This window comes from Paracoccus sp. MC1862 (assembly GCF_016617715.1).
Lineage (GTDB): Bacteria > Pseudomonadota > Alphaproteobacteria > Rhodobacterales > Rhodobacteraceae > Paracoccus.
The window spans coordinates 602,346-623,566 of sequence record NZ_CP067225.1; the positions used below are offsets into that span (position 1 = coordinate 602,346).

The 21,221-nt window shown below is 68.0% G+C and carries 22 protein-coding genes and 2 pseudogenes; 10 read left to right on the plus strand and 14 right to left on the minus strand.

The window, feature by feature from the left end; all coding sequences use genetic code 11:
- Window positions 1–2: 2 nt before the first annotated feature.
- On the minus strand, window positions 3–455 hold the full coding sequence (locus JGR78_RS03040) for a (2Fe-2S)-binding protein (RefSeq protein WP_182793732.1): 453 nt from the start codon (window positions 453–455) through the stop codon (window positions 3–5).
- A gap of 329 nt (window positions 456–784) precedes the next feature.
- Between JGR78_RS03040 and JGR78_RS03045 the strand changes: the two genes are divergently transcribed.
- The 3 genes and pseudogenes from JGR78_RS03045 to JGR78_RS03055 form a co-directional block, all read left to right on the plus strand.
- The gene (locus JGR78_RS03045) at window positions 785–1,021 is read left to right on the plus strand and encodes a hypothetical protein (RefSeq protein WP_200559428.1); all 237 of its coding nucleotides are present in this window, start codon (window positions 785–787) and stop codon (window positions 1,019–1,021) included.
- A 59-nt stretch (window positions 1,022–1,080) separates the two neighbouring features.
- Window positions 1,081–1,761 carry a DUF2270 domain-containing protein gene (locus JGR78_RS03050; RefSeq protein WP_182793733.1) on the plus strand — a complete coding sequence of 227 codons (681 nt, stop codon included), beginning with the start codon at window positions 1,081–1,083 and terminating at the stop codon, window positions 1,759–1,761.
- A gap of 155 nt (window positions 1,762–1,916) precedes the next feature.
- Window positions 1,917–2,351: pseudogene (locus JGR78_RS03055) on the plus strand (transposase); the annotation flags it as partial.
- A 49-nt stretch (window positions 2,352–2,400) separates the two neighbouring features.
- Here the strand turns inward: JGR78_RS03055 and JGR78_RS03060 are convergent.
- The gene (locus JGR78_RS03060) at window positions 2,401–3,054 is read right to left on the minus strand and encodes an outer membrane protein (protein WP_182793735.1); all 654 of its coding nucleotides are present in this window, start codon (window positions 3,052–3,054) and stop codon (window positions 2,401–2,403) included.
- Window positions 3,055–3,559: 505 nt separating this feature from the next.
- Here JGR78_RS03060 and JGR78_RS03065 point away from each other — a divergent pair.
- Together JGR78_RS03065 and JGR78_RS03070 are read left to right on the plus strand one after the other, a co-directional pair.
- Window positions 3,560–4,576 (plus strand): calcium-binding protein, encoded by a 1,017-nt coding sequence (locus JGR78_RS03065; RefSeq protein ID WP_200559430.1) that lies wholly within the window; start codon window positions 3,560–3,562, stop codon window positions 4,574–4,576.
- 122 nt (window positions 4,577–4,698) lie between these two features.
- A pseudogene (locus JGR78_RS03070) lies at window positions 4,699–5,882 on the plus strand (transposase); the annotation flags it as partial.
- Window positions 5,883–6,212: 330 nt separating this feature from the next.
- Here the strand turns inward: JGR78_RS03070 and JGR78_RS03075 are convergent.
- On the minus strand, window positions 6,213–7,433 hold the full coding sequence (locus tag JGR78_RS03075) for a urate hydroxylase PuuD (protein ID WP_182793428.1): 1,221 nt from the start codon (window positions 7,431–7,433) through the stop codon (window positions 6,213–6,215).
- Between the two features lies 1 nt (window position 7,434).
- The gene (gene uraH / locus JGR78_RS03080) at window positions 7,435–7,782 is read right to left on the minus strand and encodes a hydroxyisourate hydrolase (protein WP_182793429.1); all 348 of its coding nucleotides are present in this window, start codon (window positions 7,780–7,782) and stop codon (window positions 7,435–7,437) included.
- Window positions 7,783–7,892: 110 nt separating this feature from the next.
- Here uraH and JGR78_RS03085 point away from each other — a divergent pair, with 110 nt between their 5' ends.
- Window positions 7,893–8,378, plus strand: a complete 486-nt coding sequence (locus tag JGR78_RS03085) for an ureidoglycolate lyase (RefSeq protein ID WP_182793430.1) — start codon at window positions 7,893–7,895, stop codon at window positions 8,376–8,378.
- Here JGR78_RS03085 and rbsK read toward each other — a convergent pair.
- The 7 genes from rbsK to JGR78_RS03120 form a co-directional block, all read right to left on the minus strand.
- Complete coding sequence (gene rbsK / locus JGR78_RS03090) at window positions 8,354–9,286, minus strand: ribokinase (protein ID WP_182805750.1); 933 nt, start codon at window positions 9,284–9,286, stop codon at window positions 8,354–8,356. The genes JGR78_RS03085 and rbsK overlap by 25 nt on opposite strands.
- Window positions 9,287–9,488: 202 nt before the next feature.
- Window positions 9,489–10,976, minus strand: coding sequence for an RtcB family protein (locus JGR78_RS03095; RefSeq protein ID WP_182805753.1), 1,488 nt, complete (start codon window positions 10,974–10,976; stop codon window positions 9,489–9,491).
- 65 nt (window positions 10,977–11,041) lie between these two features.
- Window positions 11,042–11,854 (minus strand): aminoglycoside 3-N-acetyltransferase, encoded by an 813-nt coding sequence (gene aac(3), locus JGR78_RS03100; protein ID WP_182805755.1) that lies wholly within the window; start codon window positions 11,852–11,854, stop codon window positions 11,042–11,044.
- Between the two features lie 2 nt (window positions 11,855–11,856).
- Entirely contained in the window at window positions 11,857–12,612 is a 756-nt protein-coding gene (locus tag JGR78_RS03105) for a hypothetical protein (protein WP_182805757.1), read from the minus strand.
- A gap of 73 nt (window positions 12,613–12,685) precedes the next feature.
- Window positions 12,686–13,978, minus strand: coding sequence for a serine--tRNA ligase (serS, locus tag JGR78_RS03110; protein ID WP_182793435.1), 1,293 nt, complete (start codon window positions 13,976–13,978; stop codon window positions 12,686–12,688).
- 57 nt (window positions 13,979–14,035) lie between these two features.
- Entirely contained in the window at window positions 14,036–14,422 is a 387-nt protein-coding gene (locus JGR78_RS03115) for a thioredoxin family protein (protein ID WP_182793436.1), read from the minus strand.
- Window positions 14,423–14,715: 293 nt separating this feature from the next.
- Entirely contained in the window at window positions 14,716–15,795 is a 1,080-nt protein-coding gene (locus tag JGR78_RS03120; RefSeq protein WP_182793437.1) for a bifunctional transcriptional activator/DNA repair enzyme AdaA, read from the minus strand.
- Window positions 15,796–15,969: 174 nt separating this feature from the next.
- On the opposite strand from JGR78_RS03120, the gene JGR78_RS03125 reads away from it, so the two are divergent.
- Window positions 15,970–16,686 carry a hypothetical protein gene (locus JGR78_RS03125; RefSeq protein WP_182805759.1) on the plus strand — a complete coding sequence of 239 codons (717 nt, stop codon included), beginning with the start codon at window positions 15,970–15,972 and terminating at the stop codon, window positions 16,684–16,686.
- A 120-nt stretch (window positions 16,687–16,806) separates the two neighbouring features.
- Here JGR78_RS03125 and meaB read toward each other — a convergent pair whose 3' ends face one another.
- A complete protein-coding gene (meaB, locus tag JGR78_RS03130; protein ID WP_182805776.1) occupies window positions 16,807–17,796 on the minus strand; it encodes a methylmalonyl Co-A mutase-associated GTPase MeaB in 990 nt (329 codons plus the stop codon).
- A 207-nt stretch (window positions 17,797–18,003) separates the two neighbouring features.
- Between meaB and rpmB the strand changes: the two genes are divergently transcribed.
- The 3 genes from rpmB to JGR78_RS03145 all read left to right on the plus strand — a co-directional run bounded on the left by rpmB (window position 18,004) and on the right by JGR78_RS03145 (window position 19,263).
- On the plus strand, window positions 18,004–18,279 hold the full coding sequence (rpmB, locus tag JGR78_RS03135; RefSeq protein WP_182793439.1) for a 50S ribosomal protein L28: 276 nt from the start codon (window positions 18,004–18,006) through the stop codon (window positions 18,277–18,279).
- Window positions 18,280–18,380: 101 nt separating this feature from the next.
- Complete coding sequence (locus tag JGR78_RS03140; RefSeq protein ID WP_182793440.1) at window positions 18,381–18,713, plus strand: hypothetical protein; 333 nt, start codon at window positions 18,381–18,383, stop codon at window positions 18,711–18,713.
- A gap of 34 nt (window positions 18,714–18,747) precedes the next feature.
- On the plus strand, window positions 18,748–19,263 hold the full coding sequence (locus tag JGR78_RS03145) for a copper chaperone PCu(A)C (protein ID WP_182793441.1): 516 nt from the start codon (window positions 18,748–18,750) through the stop codon (window positions 19,261–19,263).
- Between the two features lie 137 nt (window positions 19,264–19,400).
- Here the strand turns inward: JGR78_RS03145 and mnmH are convergent, their stop codons facing one another.
- Window positions 19,401–20,477 (minus strand): tRNA 2-selenouridine(34) synthase MnmH, encoded by a 1,077-nt coding sequence (mnmH, locus tag JGR78_RS03150; protein ID WP_182805763.1) that lies wholly within the window; start codon window positions 20,475–20,477, stop codon window positions 19,401–19,403.
- A 21-nt stretch (window positions 20,478–20,498) separates the two neighbouring features.
- Window positions 20,499–21,074, minus strand: a complete 576-nt coding sequence (locus tag JGR78_RS03155; RefSeq protein WP_182793443.1) for a L,D-transpeptidase — start codon at window positions 21,072–21,074, stop codon at window positions 20,499–20,501.
- Window positions 21,075–21,221: the final 147 nt, after the last annotated feature.

A 21,221-nucleotide genomic window follows, 5' to 3' on the forward strand; every position in this document is an offset into this window, starting at 1 on the left:
GGTCAAGCTCCCTGCTCGGCTGCACGTTTGATCGCGGCGCGGATGCGGGGATAGGTGCCGCAGCGGCAGATGTTCTGGCTCATCGCGGAGTCGATGTCGGCATCGGTCGGCTCCGGCGTTTTGGCCAGAAGCGCCGCGGCCTGCATGATCTGCCCGGCTTGGCAGTAGCCGCATTGCGCGACGTTCAGTTCCTGCCATGCCGCCTGCACCGGATGGGTCCCGTCAGGGGACAGGCCTTCGATGGTGATCACTTGAGCCCCCTCGGCAACGTTCATCGGGGTGACGCAGGAAAAGCTGGCAACCCCGTCGATATGGACGACGCAGGCGCCGCACAGCCCGGCACCACAGCCGTATTTCGCGCCGGTGAGCCCCAGCTCGTCGCGCAGATACCACAGAAGCGGCATTTCGGGGTCGCCGTCGAAACTGCGCGCCTGCCCGTTTACAATAAAATCCATGACGTTTTCTCTTTCCGGCACGTGTGGCTGGCTGAGCCCGCCTGTCAGTCCACGCTGGGCGTCCTGCCATGGCCTTGCCTGCCAAGAGCATCGAGCAACCTAGTGAAACGCAGGAGACTACAGGATGTTCCCGGGTCGGGGTCCAGAATTGATACCTCCTGAGCAGCGTACCTCATCCGGCGAACTGCTCCGCGCCAAGGGCAAGCTCTCGGTTATTCATCGCTCTCCAAGCAGGCGAGCAACGGGATCAAAATGATCGTGTCGGAGGAAGCGTTTTCCATTTAACGCGGCCTGCACGAGGACGTGAAGCGGATTTCCTTCGCAAGTCCATGGCCACCTTCAAGTTCACCGGGGGCGTCAGCGCCTTCAAGGGCAAGCTTGTCTCCAGCATGGTCGTCCGCGGTTATGCCCCGGACTTCGCCGCGCGCACTTCCCGCCAGCTCGAAGGCTTCGGCTCCTACGGCCTTCCCGAAAGCCATGCCGCGAGCTTCGCGCTGTTCCCCTATGCCTCGCCGCCTGGCAGGAATCCCGAAGCCGTTCATCCGAACCGAGCCACTTCTGCTTGACCTGTGGACATGCGGGCGCGTTTTTCGACGCAGCACCCGTAACGGAGGATTGACCCACGATGGCCGCCAAACGCCAGTCAACGGATTTGCAGGAGTTCAGCGCAGCCGAAATCACTGCGCTGGCCCACCTCTACCGAGGCGAGGTTTACCGTTCCACCATCTGGCGCACCCGCCTCGACACCACGACCAACTGGTCGGTAGTGACCCTCGGGGTGGCGCTGTCAATCACCTTCTCCACGCCTGACGCCTCGCCGTTGCCTCTGATGCTGGTAGGCATTCTCATCATGCTGTTTCTCACGCTTGAAGCGCGGCGGTATCGCTACTTCAATGTCTGGCGGGCACGGGCGCGCTGGATCGAAAGGCACCTCTTTGTACCGATCCTGCGGGACGGCGACCTGCGCACCGAGAAAGGCTGGCATGAGATCCTGGCCACGGACTACGACAGGCCCGAATATCATGTGAGCTACCTCACGGCGGTCGCGCGACGCGTGCGCAACAACTATCTCTGGATCCTGCTCATCCAGACAATTGCCTTTGCCGGGAAGCTCATCGTTCATCCGACCCCGGTCACGTCAGTCGAAGCCTTCGTGAACCGGGCCGACGTCGGGCCAATCCCCGGCTTGGTCGTCCTGGCTCTGGGAGCGCTCTATCTGCTCTCGTGGGTGGCGCTCGCGCTCTGGATCACGCGCGCGGACCGGAAGCGGGCGAAGCGGCGAGGGGTTGCGGCAGCAATGGGATGAGTTCCCTGTGCCCTCACTCTCGCACTCAGAGCACCTGACATAACCGTCTGATCTGGTTAAGACACATGAGGGCGCAGCCGAGGATCATGAAGGCCTCGCGGATGTCGGGCCGCCGTTCGTAGCGGATTGCCGGCCCGCGAAAGCGGTTGAGCCATGCCAGCGTTCGCATCAAGGGGCGCAAGCGTCACATCATGATCGATACGTTCGGCTTGCTGCTGTTTGCCGTCATCCATCCGGTGGGCATCCAGGACCGCGATGGCGCCCCGGACGTCTTCCGCTCCATCCGGCACCGATTCCCCTGGCTGCGCCATGTGTTCGCCAATGGCGGCTATGCCGGGGATAAGCTGAAGGCAACGCCCAGAGGCCGCGGCGACTGGACGCTCGAGCTCATCAAGCGTTTCGACGCCATGAAAGGGTTCGAGGTTCCGCCGCGTCGACGGGTCCTCGAGCGAACATTCGCATGGCTCGGGCGATGCCGCAGGTTGGCAAAGGATGGGGAGCGATCAGTGGAAAGCTCAACGGCTTGGACCCTGATCGCAAGCATCAGGCTCATGACATTGCGCCTCGCAAGATATTGCGATTTCGCATGAACTTTTGAATCCGGCTTTCAGGCAGGCTGGGCGTGTCCGTCAGTTTTCGTCAGAAGTCATAGCGCATGCCGACAAGCAGATCGAAGGTCTCGAACTTGCCGTTGAAGCTCTCCCGGTCGGGGCCGTCGAACTTGTCCGACTCGGTCTGGAACCAGCGTCCCTCGGCATAGAGGTTAACATTTGGGTTCAGCTCGTAGCCGATGCCGCCGATCAACTGGTAGGCAAGCAACGTCTCGGCTTCGAAATCCTGGCCGCCGGCACTCACCTCCACGTTGGCCCCGCCGATGCCAGCGCCGAGATAAGGCCGGACCGTCCCGGTCGCGCCCATGCTGTCGAACATGTAAAGCGCGTTGAACATGAAGGCGTTGGCAGAGGTGTCGCCGTCGGCCCGGTCGCCTTCGTCACGGTCTGTGACGGTGAAGTCGGCGTTGCGGTAGGCGTATTCGACCTCCACCGAGATGTTCGGCGTGACGGCCGCGCCGACCGCGACGCCCAGGGTATACCCGGTGTCATGATCGAAGCTGGGGAGGGCGATTTGCGTCCCGTCCTCCGTAAGGGTGGTGTCGAAGTCCCGGGGCCAGGTCGCGCCTCCGAAACTCTTGACGTAGACCTCTTCCAGCGAGAACGCCTGAGCGGCCGCCGTTCCCGTGCCCCCCGCCAGCGCGGCGAATGCCACTGCTGCGGCCAAAGGTGCCTTTTTCATGGTTCGCTCCATTCTCTGTCCCGCGCCCGACACGATTTTACACCACTCGGATCGATGTGTATTCGATTCGCTGTCCTCGGCGGGTTGAAGCAAGGCGAGACTTCGGCTTGGGTGCCACTTGATCGCCGCAGCGACAGCCCGCATCCTCCACGCGGCGGCCGCTAAGCCGGGAAGAAGGACGGCTGCGGGCATGGACGAATACACGGTCGACGGCGCCGGGCCGGGTTGAAGGCGAACCATCAACGGCCTGATTGCGGCGACCATGATATCGCTTGAAAGCTCAACGCCCTGGACCCTGATCGCAAGCATCCGGCTCATGACACGGCGTATCGCTAGATACTGCGATTGGATGATTTGGGGGCCGGGATGCTCGTGCACCTTGTGCACGGCCGGGAAGTGCAGGTTCAGCCGTTCTGGCCTGCACCCTGCACCGCAAGATCGTTGATCCGAGGGGCTGGTTCTTGCTAGTCTTTCATGTAGATCCTGCCACGCTGGTGGAACTGCCATGACCGGACAGATCTTCATCGAGGCGAATGATGTCGAGCTCTTCGGCCTGCCCTCGGGCGCGACGCATCTCTACCTCGTTTTGCGCGACAGCAATGGCGAGGAGTACGTGATCCGCTCTGGGCCGGAGCGTCCGTACTTGCCGTGGTTCGGTGACATGAAGGTCGAGACCAACATCCCCATTGTCGACTCTGCCGATGACCGCGACGGCGACACGCCGGCCGAGCGCTTGAGCACACCGCTCGACTTCCCTGGGCTGACCGACGATCAGGCTTGGGCGATCATGGTCAAGTACGCGCGCATGATCGACAGGGCTGATAATGGCTACGAGGTTTTCGGTGAAAACTCCAACGCCTTCATAGGCGCGATGCTGGCTGCAGCCGGTGGCGACCCCTCGGCGATGCTGCCGACTGGCGTAAGCCGCGGGGAGGCGCTGGGGATCGCGAACTATCGCGACATCATGAACGATGTGCCGCCTCCCGCCGACGGCATCGTGCGTGGCACGTCGGGGGCCGACCGGATCAACGGCATCCAGATCGACGAGGTGATCGCCGTCGGGGCGGGGAACGACATCGTCCATGGCGGGCGCGGCGACGACCGCATCAATGGCGGCGCGGATAGCGACTGGCTTTTCGGCGAGACGGGCGACGACACGCTGAATGGCGAGACAGGGGCCGACAGGCTTTACGGGATGATCGGCAACGACATCCTGCGGGGCGGGGGTGGAGCCGACCTTCTCGACGGTGGGTCGGGCATAAACACGCTTCTCGGCGGGGCGGACGCCGATGTGTTCCAGTTCACCCAAGGCTCCGCTGGCCGTATCGGTGACTTCGAGGATGGGGTGGACCAGCTTCGCATCCGAACCGGGGCCGCCGTCGCCTATGAGGATCTTGTCATCACCAGCTTCGGAACCTCGGACCAGCATACCCGCATCACATGCGAAAACATCGTGATTGAATTGTTGAACGTCGAGCGCGCCCTGATCGATGCGCGCGACATGGACCTGCTGTTGGTCTGAAGCTTGAGGCCCGTCAAGTTCTTGCGCGGGCGCTTTCGTTGAAAGGGAGGTCAGGCGCTGGTCCGCCCCCTGAAAGTGGTCCTCCCTGAAGCAGGCTTTCGAGCCGGATGGAGGCCGGCGGAATGTCGCGGAAGAAGCACGAACCCGAGGAGATCGTGGCCAGGCTCCGGCAGGTCGGCGTGTTGGTGTCGCGGGGCCGGTCGGTGGCCGGGGCGGTGCGCTCGATCGGCGTGGCGCAGTTGACCTGCTCCCGGTGGCGCAAGGAGTTCGGCGGGCTGCAGAGCGATCGGGTCAAACGCCTGAAGGAGCGGGAGAAGGAGAACGGGCGGCTGCGGAAGGCCGTCTCCGGCCTGACGCCGGAGAAGCTGATCCTGCGTGGTGAGGCCTGTGGCCGAACGCCTCGGGCAACTTCCAGGCCCCGCGCGTCGCCGTGCCTGCATCGGGCAGGTCCGGCAGGAGTTCCGTGTCTCGGCGCGCCTCGCCTGCCGCGTGCCCGGCCCGCCTCGCTCGACCCGAGCCGGAAGGTGCCGCGCGGACGGGCCGATGAAGAGGCGCTGACTGCCGGCATCGTTGCGCTTGCCGCCCGGCAGGGGCGCTGCGGCCAGCGGCGGATCCCGGCCCTGCTCGGGCATGCCGGCCGGACGGGGAACGTGACGCGCGGCGCGGGGGCGAGGCCTGCGTCGCCGGCGGCGGGAGGGGCTGACGGCGCCTGCGCCGCAACCGGGGAAGGCGCGGCTCCGGCGCGACGACGGATCGTGCCTCCGTCTGCGGCCAGCGCGTCCAGACCACGTCCGGTCTTGCGACTTCGTCGCGGCCCGGACCCGTGACGGCGGGAAGTTCCGCATGCGCGACCTGATCGGCGGGTTCGCCCGGGAATCCCTGGCGCTCCGGCTCAGCCGCAAGCCGAACGCGCCGGCTGTCATCGACGTGCTGCCGGACCGGTTCCTCCTCCGCGGCGTGCCCGGCCCTGTCCGGCCGGACAACGGCCCGGCGTTCGTGGCCACCGCGCTGCGCGACCGGATCGCCGCGGCCGGCGCCGGAACGGCCTCTGTCGAGCCTGGATCCCCCGGGGAGGGAGGAGGATCAGGAAACGGTCCGGGGGACTGTGTGCCCGACGACGGGCCGCTGCGAGAGCTTCACCGCCAAGCTGCGCGACGAGCGGCTCACCGGCGACATCCTCTGCAGCCTCGCCGCGGCGAAGATCGTCCTCGCGGCGGGGCGCCGCCCTTGCACCACAAAGCGCCCGCATTCCTCCCCGGGCGAGCGGCCCCCCGCTCCCGAGGTCCCGCAGGGACCGCCTTCGCCACCCCAAGCATGGCGCCAGCACCCGTCATGCACCAAGATCGGAAAGGGACCACCCCAGCGGGGCTGGCTAGGCAGGACCGGCCCCTTTGATAGTGACGCGGTGCGCTTGAACGGCTCGTGCAAGAACTTTCGCCTGCGCTTTTGGGGACCTGGATGCTATGGCCGCCCTGTTGTTAGGTGCTGGACTGCGGAGTTCGCGGAACTGGACTGCGAGATAATGCGGCGGGGGCAGGCGAAAGACTGGCCGAAGTATAAGGCCAGGATATTTCAACAAGGAAGGCAACAACAGTGGCGAGCAGGAGTGGAAAGCCTCCGCTTCGCCATCGCCGTGTCAGCCTCGCCGGGCGCTGTCGAACCAGGCCCGCAGGGCGGCACGCTCCTCGGGCTCGATGAAGCTGACGTTGCCGGGGGGCATGGCGTCGGTCAGGCCGGCCTGCAGGAAGATCTCCCGCGCGTGGCGGGCGATCTGGGCGTCGGTTTCCAGAACGACGCGCTTGGGGGCAGTGGCAAGGCCATCCCAGTTCGGCTCGGCCGCGTGGCACATGGAACAGCGGCCCAGAACGATGTCGCGGACCTGATCGAAGTGGGGATCGGCGGTCAGGCGGGCCTCGCGGGCGGTCAGGGCGGCTTCGCCTTCCAGCCGCTGGGTGCCCAGCGAGGACAGCCAGACGATCCCGAGGAACAGCGCCACGGTCGCGGCCCAGGTCCACCAGGGCTTGGGCTTGCCGGCGTGCGAGCTGTTGAAGAAATGCCGGATGGTCACGCCCATCAGGAACACCAGCGCGGCGATCAGCCAGTTCCAGCGGCTCGCGAAGGCCAGCGGATAGTGGTTCGACAGCATCAGGAACACGACCGGCAGGGTCAGGTAGTTGTTGTGCGTGGACCTCAGCTTGGCGACCTTGCCGTATTTCGGGTCGGGCGTGCGGCCCGCCTTGAGGTCGGCCACGACGATCCGCTGGTTCGGGATGATGATCATGGCGACGTTCGCGGTCATGATCGTCGCCGTGAAAGCGCCGAGGTGCAGCAGCGCCGCACGGCCGGTGAAGACCTGATCATAGCCCCAGGCCATGACGACCAGCAGCGCGAAGAGCAGCAGCATCAGCGTGGTCGGGTTCTCGCCCAGCCGGCTTTTGCACAGCCGGTCGTAGATCACCCAGCCGATCCCCAGCGACAGGGCCGAGATCAGGATGGCGGCCCATGTGGAGAGTTCGACCTTGGTCGGGTCGATCAGGTAAAGCTCGGCCTGCGCCCAGTAGAGGACCATCAGCATGGCCGCGCCCGACAGCCAGGTGGAATAGCTTTCCCACTTGAACCAGGTCAGGTGCTCGGGCAGCCGCTCGGGCGCGACGAGATATTTGGTGATGTGGTAGAAGCCGCCGCCGTGGACCTGCCATTCCTCGCCATGCGCCTTGTCTGGCAGGCCGGGGGCCTTCCGCAGGCTGAGATCCAAGGCGATGAAGTAGAAGCTGGACCCGATCCAGGCGATGGCGGTGATGACATGGACCCAGCGGATGGCGAAGGACGCCCAGTCGTGCAGGATGACGCCGTTCATCTCAGCTTCCCCGATAGGTGGAATAGCCGTAGGGTGAGACCAGCAGCGGGACGTGGTAATGGTCCTCCTCGGCCATCCCGAAGCGGATCGGCACCTCGTCAAGGAAGCGGGGCGAAGGGGTTTGATCGTGGCTGTCCAGCCACTCGCCGACATGGAAGACCAGTTCGTAGCGGCCGGTCTGGAACTCGCCCTGAGGCAGGATCGGGCCGTCGGTCCGGCCGTCGTCGTTCGTCACCACCTCGCGCAAGGCTCGCCGGTCGCCGTCCAGTGCGTAAAGCGTAATGCGCATCCCTGCGGCGGGCCGCCCTTGCGCGGTGTCCAGCACATGGGTCGTCAGAAATCCGGCCATCCATCCCCCCGTTCATCTTTGCTGTTGCCCTGATACTGCAGGTGCCCCGGCACTGGACAGTGGCCCAGACCACATTCAGCTTATCCTTTCGCAGAAGAATGAGGGAAGCGATGAACGACCGCATCATCCGGACCGAGCCGCTGACGGCCGAAGCCTTCGCGCCCTGGGGCGAGGTGCTGGACACCACGGGCGAGCCCGACCGCATCATCAACGAGGGCCGCTGCGGCCGCTGGCACGACCGCGCCCGGCTGGATGTCGAGGGGCGGACGGGGATCTCGGTCTTCCTGTCGCAGAAGGTCGCGCTGCCCCATGCCTTTCGTCTAGTCGAACGGCATCCGCTGGGGTCTCAGGCTTTCCTGCCGATGACCGAGCATCCCTTTCTGGTGATCGTCGCACGGGACAACGGGGGAGAGCCGGGCCGCCCCCACGCTTTCGTCACGGCGCCGGGGCAGGGGATCAACCTTGCGCGCGGGGCGTGGCACGGGGTGCTGACTCCGCTGGCCGATCCGGGACTGTTCGCGGTGGTGGACCGCTGCGCCGAGGGGCCGAACCTTGAGGAATACCGCTGGGATCAGGACTGGACGGTGGTCGCCTGAAACGCCGCGAACTCCTGCGCCGAGGCATATGACCCCTGTGCCCCCGGTTTCGTCACCGACAGCGCGGCGTAGCCCGCGGCTTGGGCCAACGCCTGCTCGGGCGCCGCGCCCGCCGCGAGGAAATGCGCGAAGGCGCCGATGAAGGCATCGCCTGCGCCCGTGGTGTCCACAGGCCGGACGCGGATCGCGGGGATCGCGGTCACGCCCCCGGCCGTGACCAGCCGCGCGCCGCGTGCGCCCAGCGTCACCACCACGTTGCCGATGCCATGGACGAGCAGGCTTTGCGCGGCGGCAGCAATCTGGTCTTCGGTGGCGACGGGCAGGCCGGTCAGCATCGCAAGCTCGGTCTGGTTCGGGCAGAACCATGACAGGCCCTGCAAGGCCGCAAGATCCAGCCCCGGCGCGGCGGGCGCGGGGTTCAGGATCGCGGGAACGCCAAGCCGCGCGGCAAGCTTGATCGCGTGATAAACTGTCTCGAGCGGCACCTCGAGTTGCAGCAGGATCAGGTCGCAGCGGGTCAGGTCATCCGCCGCCGCCTCCACGTCGGCCGGCGTCAGCGTGCCGTTCGCCCCGGCCACGATGACGATCACGTTCTCGCCCGAGGGGTCCACGAAGATCGAGGCCACGCCGTTCGCCGTCCCCTTTGCCACCCGCGCATGGGTCAGGTCGATCCCGTGGCCTTCAAGGTTGCGCAGCACGTCCTGCCCGAAGCCATCGTCGCCGACCCGCGTGACCATCATCACCGCCGATCCCAGCCGGGCCGCCGCGACCGCCTGGTTCGCGCCCTTGCCGCCGAAGCCGGTTGAAAAGCGCGTCCCCGCCAGTGTCTCGCCCGGCAAGGGCATCCGGGGCAGGTTGGTCACGAGATCGACGTTGTTCGACCCGATCACCGCAATGCGTCCAGCCATCGGCGTCTCCCTGTCCAGCGCCGAAGGTCACGGATCGGCGGGGTCGAGGAAAGACCGGAACGTGCCCCCGCGCAAGCGCCTGCCGCCGCATCCCGCGGAATTGCCACCTGAATCCCGACGGACCGGCGGGTCTGAAGGCCGGTCCCGGACATCATTCCGGCACAACCGCGGCGCGGTCAGGCGGCTTTCCCCTGCCTTGTTCTCAGCCGACCGAATCCGCCTGCGGCTCGACGGTGGCGCGCTCCCGGCGGGCGCGCCTGGCGGCGGCCTTCCGTTTCCACGGCGCGTCCGCCTGCCAGTCGCCCGCCATGATCGAGCCATAAGGCGCGATCTCGTCCACCACGCGGGCCAGATCGAAGCGGGCCATGTCCGCCCGCACCGAATCCGCGTCCTTGTAGGCCGAGGGCAGTTCGGAAATATCCACCCGCCGGGAATGGAAGCGCACGTCAAGCCCCGCGGTCTCCTGCGCGAAGATCTCGGCATCTGTGCGTCCTGCCATGCGGCGGCGGTGCTGGGTCCGGCTCATGTTGCGCCCCGCGCCATGGGGCGCAAAGCCGAGGTTGCGGGCGTTGCGCTCGCCCCGCACCAGCAGCACCGGCTGGGCCATGTTCAGCGGCACGATCTGCATGCCGGTGGTGTCATGCTGCAGGGGATCGTGGATCGGCGTCGCGCCCTTGGCGTGCCAGAAGAGATCGCCCCGCGGGTCGCCGTCCGCCTCGCGGAAGACGAAGTTATGGGGGTTCCAGAGCCGGTCGGCCACCTTTGCGCGAAGAAGCCTGCTTGCCGCGTCATGCAGGGCTGCGTGGTTGAGCCGCGTCCATTCGCGCAGCAGCTCCAGCGCCTGCCAATACAGTTCGCCCTCGCGGCTGGACGCCGGAATCCATGCGTTGGCAGGCAGGGTGTCGGGGGCGATCTCGCGGCGGAATTGCTCGGCAATCTCTATCCCCATCTTGTAAAGCAGCGCTCCGAACCCGCGCGAGCCGTGATGCGTGACCAGCGTTGTCCGCCCGGTCGCCTCTGAGCGGCCGACAAAGGCGAAGTGGTTGCCGTCGCCCTGTGTCCCGAAATGTGACTGCACCATCTGCTGCAGCCTGGCGTTGCCGCGCAGCAGATGGTGGTCGCGGATGGCCTGATGCAACTCCTTCGGAAGCGGCATCTCGTCGGCGCGGGGGCGGCCGCCGGGGCCGAAATGCGTGACCTCGTGGATGGCGTTCAGCAGCGCGCCGGGGGCCACGTCGTCGTAGAAGCTGGCGGTCAGCGAACAGCAGATGTCGGCCGAATGCATCCCCGGATGGATGGCGTCCCGCGCGGCGACCACGCCGCCGACCGGGATCGTCCCCGGCGGCCCGGCGGGGCAGGCATCGGGCATGATCGCGCCCGCCTCGATCGTGGGGGTCCGCATCAGTTCGTCGAAGCTCGCGCGGACGGCGGCGACGTTCTGTTCCTCGTCGGGGTGATCGGCGGTGATGTTGGACTGGTAAGGCAGGGGCGCGTCACGCAGCATCATGCGCCGTGACCGGGCCTGCGCCTCGGCGGCGGCGGCCTTCGCCAGCCGTTCCTGCGCCATCTTCAGCGCCTGGCTGCGGGACAGCTTGCGCTCGCGCGCTTCGCGCAGCACCTCCGAGAACACCGGCCCCGGCGTGTAGCCGAGGTCGATCAGGTCCTTGCCGGTGAGGATTTCGTCATCCATGCCATCCGCCTTTTTCCGTCACAATGTCCTACGCGCGGCGGGCGGTTCCGGTTGCAGGCCGGGCGTCAGCCCCCGCAGCCGAACCTCGCCTCGAGCCAGCCGACCCCGAAGGCCACGATGTCGCCTGCGTCGAACAGGTGGCAGCGCGCCCCGGCCACCATGCCCTCGCGGTGCCGGTCAAGGGCGGCATAGGCGCGGGCGATCGTCTCCACCCCGTCCGGCCCGCTTTCGGGGGCGAAGCAGTCGAGGATGCCGTTGCTGTCGAAATCCTCGCAATGCTGCCAGACGGTCCGGCCATCCGGGCGGCGCAGGGGCATCTCGTAGCTGACGCGCCGCTTGCCGGGAATGTCGGCCACCGCCTCGGCGTAATGCAGCGCCGTCACCGCATCCAGCGGCGCCCCCAGCATCAGGACCCTGCCGCCCATCCGGATGAAACGCTCGACCGGAGAGCCGGGGCCGAAGGCCTGCCCCAGCCGGTGCGGTGCGACCAGTTCCCGCGCCCCTGCGCCAAGGGCGACCATCGAGGCGTCGGGATGGGCGCTGCGCCGCGCGCCCGGCGTCTCGGCGATGAAGCGGTTCAGAAGCCCGAAACCCGGATAAACGCCCGCGGTCGCCGGATCGAAGGCCGGCCAGCCGCGGCGCGCGGCGGCGTCCATCCGCGCGCCGTTCAGCGTTTCTTCATAAGGCGAGCGGTCCCACGAGGCATAGCCCATGATCGTGCCCCCCGGCCCGACCGCATCCATCAGCGCCCCGACCACCGCAGCCGGGCCGCCCTCGACCGGCCCGAGCGCCTTCAGCGAGGCATGGACCATCAGCACGTCGCCCTGCGCAACCCCCAGCGCGCCCAGTTCGCGGGCGACCGAGGCGCGATCCGCCATGGTCAGGTCGTCACCCGGACCAGCACCACCGCCAGGGCCGAGATGCCCAGCACGCAGGCGGTGGCGATGGTGATGCTGTAGCCCACCGTTCCGCCGGCCAGCCCGATCATCGCCCAGATCACCGCCAGCGAGAATGTCGGAAAGCTGTCGATCTTTAACTGCAGCCAGACGGCGGACAGCGCGGCGACCAGCAGCCCCAGAAGGATCGAGCGTTCCAGGCCGATGCCCATGTAGTGGATGAGCAGGCTCAGCGAGGAACAGGTCGTCATCAGCAGCCAGCCCGCCAGAAAGGCGATGGGGAACAGCCCCATTCCCCGTGCCGGCGCCGGATGGGTGTCGATCCCGCGCACCACCAGAATGCAGGCAAGCCCCGCCAGCAGGATGCCCGCCAGTGGCAGGAGGTTGACGATCCAGGGCCAGGTTGCGGCGCAGAGCAGCCCGAGGTTGATCGCCCTGGGCAGCGGCGGGCCGAAGCGTTCCTGCAGCCGCCCCAGAACATGCAGGAACGCCGCCGCGACTGCGGCGATCATCAGCCCCCACAGGATCACGTTGGCCGGCTGCGACATGATCCCCAGCAGATTCATGCTGGCGTCCCCGCCCTGCAGCGCGACCCGGCCGGACATCGGACGGTCGAAGGACAGCGGATCGGTGTAAAGGTTGTCCCAGACCGTGACCGTCCGCAGCGAGGTCAGCACCGCCGAGATCGCGAACAATCCCGCGGTGAACGCCTCGATCATGGCTTGAAGATTGCGGCTCATGCCGGGGAAACGCCGCAGGGTTGGGCGGGGTCCATGGCGGGTCGAGGATTTTCGTCGGGCACCTGCTTTCGCGTCAGGCGAGCGCGCCCTCGGCCGTCAGCCTTGTGGCGCCGCCCAGCCAGGGCCGTAGTGCCTCGGGCAGATCGACCGAGCCGTCGGCCTGCTGGCCGTTTTCCAGCACCGCGATCAGCGCGCGCCCCACCGCCAGCCCCGAGCCGTTCAGGGTATGGACGAACTCGGGCCGCCCCCCGCCCGCGGGTCGATAGCGGGCATTCATCCGCCGCGCCTGAAAGTCGCCGCAATAGCTGACCGAGGAAATCTCGCGGTAGCGGTCTTGGCCCGGCAGCCAGACCTCGATGTCATGGGTGATGCGGGCGCCGAAGCCCATGTCGCCGGTGCAAAGGACGACCGTGCGATAGGGCAGGCCCAGCGCCTCCAGCACGGCTTCGGCGCATTTCGTCATGCGGTCGTGCTCGGCAAGGCCCGTCTCGGCGTCGGTGATCGACACCATCTCGACCTTCTCGAACTGGTGCTGGCGCAGCATCCCGGTGGTGTCGCGGCCCGCGCTGCCGGCCTCCGACCGGAAGCACTGTGAATGCGCGACCAAGCGGCGGGGCAGGGTGGCGTGGTCCACCAGATCGCCATGGACGGTGTTGGTCAGCGTGACCTCGGCGGTCGGGATCAGCCACCAGCCCTCGCGCGTCTGATAACTGTCCTCGCCGAACTTGGGCAGTTGGCCGGTGCCCTCCATCATCTCGGAAAGGACGAGGACCGGAGTCCAGGTTTCCTGCAAGCCATGCTTGTCGATGTGCAGGTCCAGCATGAACTGCGCCAGCGCCCGGTGGATGCGGGCGACGGCGCCCGACAGCAGGACGAAGCGCGCGCCCGACAGCTTGGCGGCGGTGGCGAAGTCCATGCCGCCCCTGACGCCTGCGATCTCGAAATGCTCGGCGGGGGTGAAGTCCAGCGCCCGAGGCTCGCCCCAGCGGCGGATTTCCACGTTGTCGCCTTCATCCTTCCCCTCGGGCACGCTGTCCAGCGGCAGGTTCGGGATTGTCATCAGCAGATCGCGCAGCTTCGTATCCAGTCCCGAGGCCTCGGCCTGCATGGCCGCGACCTCGTCCTTCTTGGTGCCGACCAATGCGCGCAGGCGCTGGAACTCGTCCTCGTCGCCGCGGGCCTTGGCGGCGCCGACCTCCTTGCTGGCGCGGTTCTGTTCGGCCTGTGCCGTCTCGGCCGCGGCGATGCGGGCGCGGCGCTCGGCGTCCAGCGACAGGATCTCGGGCGACATTGGCGCTAGCCCCCGGCGCGCGAGGCTTGCGTCGAACGCCGCCGGGTCGTCGCGGATAACGCGGATGTCGTGCATGGCCTGTCCCTCTTGCTGCCTGTCCGGGCTGGATTGAACCAGCTTCGCGGGTCTGCCTTAACGCAGGGCCGCGCGCGGCAAAAGGGGCGCCTGCGCCAGCAGCCCGCGCAGGGCGTGCCAGAAGGTTTCGGGACTGTCGTAGCCCTCGAAGCGCCCCACCTCCATCCGGTTGTCCAGCAGGATGAAGGTCGGCGAGGCATAGGGCGCGCCCGCCAGCGCCAGCCCGTCAGGCCAGGGCCCGTCGATGGGAACGGCGGTCAGCGGCGCGGCCTTTCCCAAGGGATGGGCGGCATAGCCCGGCAGGACCTCGCGCCGGAAGGCCGCGCAGAAGGGGCAGCGCGGGGCCTCGACCATCAGCAGCGCACGCCCGCGCCGGGCGGGCGCGGCCGCAGCCGGGAAGGCGGCGGCAAGGGCAAGCGTGGTCAGAACGGCGCGGCGGTGCATGAGGGAGCCTTGGCGGAACAGGGGCACAGGGGCACAGGGGCACAGGGGCACAGGCAATCTTGCCCCTGCCGGGTCACGGCGCAAGTCTCTCGGGGGACGCTCCCGGAAAGCAGCCCAGCGGCCCTCTGCACTGTCGCCTCGCAACCGGTGCAGGACAGAACCGCCCCCGCACAGACGTCTGTTGCCTCACTCAATACCGCGGCGAAGGGGGCTCCCGTCTTTCTTCATCGTAAAGATAACCCGGGATCGTCGTATACGACGATGGGGCAGAGCCCCGGTCCAGCCTTGCCGCCTCAACGACCGCCTGATTCCTGCTGCGCCAGCTTCCGCTCGATTCCGATCAGCGCCTGCTTGCGCCACAAGCCCCCCGCGTAACCCGTCAGGCTTCCGTCCGCGCCGATGACCCGGTGGCAGGGGACCACGATGGCGATCTGGTTCGCGCCGACAGCCCTTGCGATCGCCCTCGCGCCCGTGGGGCGGCCCAGCCGCGCCGCAAGGCCGCCATAGCTGACCGTCGCGCCGGGGGGGATGCGCTGCAATTCGGTCCACACCTCGCGCAGGAAGGGCGTGCCGTGCAGCGTCAGGGGCAGGTCGAAATTGCCGCCTTCCCCGGCGAAATAGGCTGCAAGCTGCGCCTCGGCCCTGTCGGTGACGGCGCTGCGGCCCAAGCCGATCCGCCCGGCCGCCCTGGCCGAAAGCCGGCGCAACTCGGCCGCAAGCCCCTTGCGGTCGGGGAACTCCAGCAGATGCAGGCTGCGGTCGTCCGCGACGGCGATCATCCCGCCCAGCGGCGTGTCCAGCCACTCCGCCGCCAGCCCCGGCGCGCCGCGCGCCATTGCCGCCGGAGGATGGCCGAACAATCGCGCAAAGGCCTCGCGGAAGCCGCTGGCGCTGTCGAAGCCCGCGTCAAGCTGGGCTTCGATCACCGGGGCGCCACCGGAAAGGCCGCGCAGGCCCTGACGCAGCCGGGACTGGCGGGTGAAATCGAGAAAGCTCATGCCATAGTGCCTTTGAAAAGCGCGCCGCACGGTCGAGGGGTCAAGGCCGGCAGCCGCCACATCCGCCTCGGTCCAGCGCCGGGCGGGGTCGGCTGTCACTGCCGACAGCATCTGCCGGATCACCGGATCGCCCTCGGCCTCGGGCGCCGAGGGATGGCAGCGCAGGCAGGGCCGGAAGCCCGCGCCCAGCGCCGCGGCGGGGCTGTCGAACCATCGGCAGTTTTCCGGCCGCGGCTTGCGGGCGGGGCAGGACAGCCGGCAGAAGATGCCGGTCGTCCTGACCCCCACCCAGGCGCGGCCTTCATAGGCCGGGTCGCGGCTGGCCAACGCCCGGTAAAGAGTCGCGTCGTCGGGAAGGGTGAAGAAGCTGTCCATGCCCGCATCTTATCCGATTCGCATTCCTGTGCAGCCGGGGATCGGGCGTCGCATCCGGGCAGATGGATTGTGTCCCGGGCCGGCGCGCGACCTGCCACAAAGGACAGGCTTCCGCCACCGGAACCCGCCTGTAAGCTGTCACGCATCTGACACATTCATTTTACAGGAGCCGATATGGTCACTTATTGGTCCGGCGACCCAGAGTCGACGCAGACCCCCCGATCCGCACGCTTTGGCAGCCAGCCCGCCCTGGTCATTATTCTTGCGGCCTGGGCGGTGTTTCTGGGCGCAAGCGTCGTGCAAGACGTGCTCGGGCTGGATGCCGAGGCACGGACATGGCTGCTGGACGTGGGCAACGAGCGCAGCTTCTACACATGGTTTTCACAACTGCTTCTGGCGCTGGCCGGGCTGTTGCTTGTCGATACCGGGACCAAGACGGTCGGGCAGTCACGCTGGGTCGGGGTCCAGTTCATCGGCCTGGGAGCCTTGTTCTTCCTGCTTTCGGCCGATGAGGCGCTGGGCTTCCACGAGAAGGTTTCAGCCCGTCTCACGGGTCTCGGCGGCCTGCATTTTGCCTGGGTCATCCCGGCCGCCGCTGTCTGCGTTGCCGGGCTGGCCGCCGCCATCCCCTTCCTGCGCGCGCTCAGCCCGAGGGTGCGGGCGCTGATGCTGGCATCCGCAGGCGTGTTCCTGTTCGGCGCGCTGGGCATGGAGGCGATCGGAGGACAGGTCTTCCTGGCCATGGGCGAGGATGTGCTGGCGCGTCCTTACCGCGCGCTTGTCAACATCGAGGAAGGGGCCGAGGGTCTGGGCGTGATCCTGTTCCTCTTCGCCCTGACGCTGCACCGGCAGCAGGCGGGCCTGGTCCCCGGCATTTCACTGTTCCGCTGAACCGCAATCCCCGGCCGCCTGTGTCGGCGGGCCATGACGATGCGGACCATGTCAGGAGTGAAAGCTCCTTCTTTCGCGGCATCCGACCTTGCCATCTGCGGCAGGCCCGTCGCCGGAAGGTCAGTCCAGCGTGGCCAGCATCTCTGCCGCAGCGGCCACGGGGTCGGCCCGGCCGGCGGCGACATCGGCGCCAAGGGCCGCCAGCCTGCCGGCCGCGGGGTTGCGCTGCAGCCGGCCCAGCAGGCCGGTGCGGACTTCGGACAGGAACCAGCTTTGCGCCTGCTCGGCCCGGCGGCGGGTGAAATGGCCGGTCTCGCGGCGCCATTCCGCCAGCGCCTGCATCTCGTCCCAGGCGCGGGCCAGCCCGTCACCCTCCAGCGCCGAGACGGGCAGGGCCTTGGGAAAGCCCTCGGGATCCTGCGGGCGCTTGCGCAGCAGCCGCAGGGCGCCGGCGTAATCGGCGACCGTGCGGCTGGCCGTCGCCTTCAGTTCCCCGTCCGCCTTGTTGACGAGGATCAGGTCCGCGATCTCCATGATGCCGCGCTTGACGCCCTGCAACTCGTCCCCGCCAGCGGGGGCCAGCAGCAGCACGAAGAGATCGCTCATCTCGGCCACCAGCGTTTCCGACTGGCCGACGCCCACCGTCTCGATCAGCAACACGTCGAAGCCCGCAGCCTCGGCCAGCCGCACGACCTCGCGCGTGCGCCGGCCCACGCCGCCCAGTTCCGCCTGGCTGGGCGAGGGGCGGATGAAGGCCGAGGGGTCGCGCGACAGCCGCTCCATCCGCGTCTTGTCGCCGAGGATCGAGCCGCCTGACCGCGCCGAGGACGGGTCCACCGCCAGCACTGCCACCCGCAGGCCCTGTCCGGTCAGCATCAGCCCGAAAGCCTCGATGAACGAGGACTTGCCGACGCCCGGGGTCCCCGACAGCCCGATCCGCAGCGCCTGCCGCGGCGGCAGCACGGCCAGCAGCGCGATTGCCTGCGCGCGGTGGTCAGGGCGGGTGCTTTCCACCAGCGTGATGGCGCGGGCCAGCGCCCGGCGTTCGCCGGCGACCAGCCGCGCGGCAAGATCGGACAGATCGGGAGAGGAGGCTTGCGGGTCCGGCATCTTCGCCTCGCGTGCGGTCATGGGTCCGGCCCGTGGTAGTAAGGCGCGGCGGGATTGCCAAGTCGGCATAACCTGCGATTCGGGCTTGACTTGCAGGGTCGCGGCCCCTATCCACACGCAACGGATTTCCGGGCGCTGCCAGTCGGCGCCCTTTCAATTTCCGGCGCCCGGCTGCGGGGCCGGACGCTGCAACGAAGGATCAACATCATGTCGCGCGTCTGCGAACTGACCGGCAAGGGGCCGATGACCGGCAACAACGTCAGCCACGCCAACAACAAGACCCGTCGCCGGTTCCTGCCGAACCTGAACGACGTCACGCTGATCTCGGACAAGCTGGGCCAGTCCTATTCGCTGAAGATCTCGGCGGCGGCGCTGCGCTCGGTGGACCACCGCGGCGGTCTGGACGCCTTCCTGTCCAAGGCCAAGGACGACGAACTGTCGGCACGCGCGCTGAAGATCAAGCGTGAGCTGACCAAGGCCTGATTTCATTCAGCAGCGATTCGGAAAGGCCCTGCCCCACGCGGCGGGGCCTTTGTCGTTCGGGCCTCTTGGCGAAAGGTTTCCGCCAGCCTAGGCTGACCGCCATGCAGATGCTGCTTCGCCTCGGCCTTGTCTGGGTCATCGTCCTGACCAGCCTGTCGCTGGGGATGGCGCGCGGGCAGTTGCGGACGGGAACCGAGGTCATCCTGTGTTCGGGCAGCGCCGTCGTGATGGGCCTGGACGGCCCGCACACGGGCGCGCGCTATTGCCCGGACATGGCACAGGGGCTTCTGGCGGCCTACCACCCGCCGCCTCCGGCCATCGCCCCGCCGGAAAGCCGGGGACAGCGTGTCGGGATGCGGGGAAGGCCCGCGCCTGCGCCCATGCCGGTTCCCGCCCAGCAGGCCCGAGGCCCTCCGTCGCCGCGCGCCGCGTGAGACAGCCCCTTGCAACGCTTTCGAAGAGTTCCCGATGAACCAAACCCTGATCCTTGCCGCCGCCGTGGCGGCCCTTCCCCTTGCCGCCCCGGCCCATGAGGGCCACGACCACGGCACCACCGTCGGCAACCTGACCGTGACCGGCGCCTATGCGCGCTCGACCAACCCCAAGGTGGGCGCGGCCTTCATGGTGATCGAGAACGCGGGCAGCACGGACTGCACCCTGACCGCCGTCAGCGCCCCCGAAGTCACCGAACGGGCCGAGATGCACACCCACCGCGAGGAAAACGGCGTCATGTCGATGGTGCAGGTCGAGTCCATCACCATCCCGGCGGGTGGCAGCCATGCCCTGGAACGCGGTGCCGACCATGTGATGCTGATGGACACCGCCACTCCGCTGGCCGAAGGGGACGAGGTGGCGATGACCCTCGACTTCGGCGATTGCGGGCAGGTGCCCCTGACGGTGAAGGTGGACAATGCGGCCGGGATGCCGGCCTCGCATGGCGGCGCGGCTGACGCGCCCGAGGCAGGGAACGGCCATAGCAACTAGGGCCTGTTCCTCCTCGTGAAACCATCCTCCGGGCCTTGAGCCACCCGGCAAGGGTCCGGCGGACTGTTTTCAAGCGGGAAGGGATCGGCAGGCGCAGGGCGGGTGCGGAAAATCCTGATCCGGCGGCGCAGGAAGGATCATGCGCCCGGACGAAGCGGCAGGCCGCTGTCCTGATGCAGCCGCTCGACCGCCGCCTCGATGCGTGCGGCGGCGGTGTCCAGCCCGGCGTGGCTAAGGTCCGCCACCGGGATCACGCCGCGCTCGTTCTCGCCATGCCGGGCGCGGCTTTTCTCGTAGCGGGGATCGTAGTGTTCGCGCATCAGCCCCTCGGCCAGTGCCGCCCACTGGCCGCGATCCGCCATGCCGCGCCATGCCTCGATCTGCTCGGCCGGGTGCAGGGGCGCCAGCCGCGCCACGGTCGCCTCGACCCGGCCGGGTTCGGCAACCGCATCGGCATAGGCGCGCGAGGTGTATCGGGCGCGCTCGGCCAGCGGCACCTGCAGCCGTAGCCGCGGTGCGGCGCAAAGCGCCTGCCACACAGCCTTTGGCACCGACAGATCGCCGATGCGGGAACTTTCCGCCTCGACCACTGCGGGGCGCGAGGGGTCCAGCCCTGCCAGCGTCACCGCCAGCCGGCTTTCGAACAGCTTCTGCGAGGGTTGCCTCCCCGGCATTGCGCCGAACAGGCTGCCGCGATGGTTCGCCAGCCCTTCGAGGTCGATCACCTGCAGGCCGCGCAGGGCCAGCCGCTGCAGGATCTCAGTCTTGGCCGAGCCGGTGTTGCCGTCCAGCACCACCAGCGGGCAGGGCGGTCCCAGATCCTGCACCTGCCGCAGCACCAGCGCCCGCCAGCTTTTCCAGCCGCCCTCAAGCCGCGAAGTCCGCCAGCCGATCTGCGCGAGGATCGTCGAGAAGGCGCCCGACCGCTGTCCGCCCCGCCAGCAATAGACCAAGGGCCGCCAGCCGCCGTCGCGGTCGGCCAGAGGTCCCGCCACATGCCGAGCGACATTGGCCGCGGCCAGCGCCCCGCCGATCTTGCGGGCCTGGAAGGGCGAGACCTGCTTGTAGATCGTGCCGACCTCGGCTCGCTGGGCATCGTCCAGCACCGGCAGGTTGATGGCGCCGGGCAGGTGATCCTCGGCGAATTCGGAAGGCGAGCGGGCGTCGATGATCGTGTCGAACCCGGCCGGGCCAAGGTCCGGCAGGGCGGTCATGCGGAACTGGGCCGGCTGCAATCAATACACGTAGACGGGGGCGCCGAGCGGCACTTTGTCGTAAAGGTCCATCACCGCCTCGTTCCGCATGCGGATGCAGCCGTTCGACACCGCCCGCCCGATCGAGCCGGGGTCGGTCGTGCCGTGGATGCGGATCGCGGTGTCATGGCCGTTCACGGTATGCAGATACAGCGCCCGCGCGCCCAGCGGGTTGGTGGGGCCGCCCGGCATCCCGTTCTCGTATTTCTTGTATTGTTCGGGCTTGCGCTCGATCATCGCCTTGGTGGGGGTCCAGCTTGGCCATTCGACCTTGCGGCCGACCAGCGCGCGGCCCTTCCAGACCAGCTCGTCGGTGCCGACCGCGACGCCGTAGCGGATCGCCCGGCCCGGCGCGACGACGTGGTAAAGATAGTAGTCGCCCGAGACGACGACGATCGACCCGACCTCGAACCCCTCGCGGATGGACACCTCGGTCGGGGCCGGGTCATAGGCCGCGCGGGCCGGCGGGGGCGCGGCGGGGGCGGTCGCCTGCGCCATCACCAGCGCAGGCGCGGCGATCAGCGGCAGGGTTAGCATCATCATCTGGCGGCGGTTCATGGGCTTTGTCCCTCGTGAGCCTCTTGCCCCTGCGCTAGCGTCATCGCTGCGGCATTTCAACTCAAAGCAGCGTCAGGTGGCGGCGTTGCGCTTGCAGCAGCGGGTTCCCATATGGGGCAGGAGGAGAAAGCCCATGTGCTGCCGTTC